Source organism: Nocardiopsis sp. LOL_012 (assembly GCF_048060475.1).
In the GTDB taxonomy this organism is placed as follows: Bacteria; Actinomycetota; Actinomycetes; order Streptosporangiales; family Streptosporangiaceae; genus Nocardiopsis.
Map to the genome: position 1 here is coordinate 1 of NZ_JBHMIV010000090.1, position 1,230 is coordinate 1,230.

1 protein-coding gene is annotated in these 1,230 nt (G+C 66.9%); it reads right to left on the bottom strand.

The annotated features are described in order from the left end of the window. Positions 1-1,230: hypothetical protein (locus ACFHWE_RS23550; protein WP_416604062.1), on the bottom strand; the 1,230-nt coding region annotated here is incomplete at both ends.

The following is a 1,230-nucleotide window of genomic DNA, read 5'->3' on the forward strand; positions in this document are numbered from 1 at the left end:
TCAGGCTGCGGCGGGTGAAGACGGTCTCGGGCAGGGTGCGGGGGCCGAAGGCCTGGTCGAGCACGGGGACGATCCGGCGGATGTCGTCGGCGTCGGGGAAGTGCCCGAACACGTCGGTCAGCCGTCCGCGCATCCCGGACCTGTCGAGCCAGCGCCTGCGTGTCCGTTCGGGGTCGGGGGCGTTCAGGATGGAGTTGACGAGGGGCTGCTGCCAGGAGGGAAGGGGGCGCTCGGCTTCTTTGAGTTCGTCCAGGGTAGGGAAGTGCCCGTCGCTCCCCAGCCCGAACAGGGCCAGGCCTGGGCCCACGTCCGCGCGCTGTTCTTGCAGGTACGCCGAGATCCGCTCGTCCTGGGCGAGTTGTAGCACGTGATTGAACACCATGCTGGTGAGCGTGTAGGCGTCGACTGCCTTCCGCTGTTCTTCCGGAAGGTTGGCGAAAGCGTGCGGGTTGCGGTCGGGGTCGTCGAGGACTTGGGCGCCGTAGCGGGCGGCTTCGGCGTCGTCGGTGAAGCGGCGGGTCCCGTCCGGTGCGCGAACGCCGGGTGCGGTGTCGGGGACACCGGGAGTGCTTGTGGCGGTGCCGGGGGGCAGGACCTCGGCGTTGAACCGCTGCCAGGTGTCGTTTCCGGTAAATCCGTTGATCACGTAGCGGGTGCCGCGGGGCAGCAGCAGATTCCGGTAGCCGGAGTTTCCGCTGATCTCCCCGATCCAGAGTCCCCGGCTCCCGGCCGGCAGCGAAAGGACGAGTTCGGCGCCGAACAGGGGTTCCTCGGTGCTCCTTCTCAGCTCAAAGTCCAGGGCAAAGGGGGCGGCCGGAGCGGAGTCCTTGAACAGGTACGCGGAGTAGCGCTCGAAGAAGTTCTCATTGTCGTTCTGGGGAAATATGAACCGTCCGTATGCAATGAGGGGTTCGGGCAGGGGGCGGTCCAGCGCCTGGTCGACCAGGTCGAGTTTCCTTTCCAGATCCTCAAAGAGGAGATTCCCTCCGATGTATTCCCGTACGGTTTCGCGCTGTTCCTCCGGAAGGTTGGCGAAAGCGTGCGGGTTCCTCTCCGGGGCGTTGAGGAACTGCTCGGCATACCTGGTCGCCTGAGCGTCGGTGGCGAAGCGTCGGAACCCGTCCGGGCCGAGTGAGCCCGGAACCGAACCGGGATCCTGCACTGGGCCCGCGGTGATCTGTTCGTGCAGGTGGGGCCAGGCGTTCCTGAGGGCGGGGTGCAGGGGCAGGG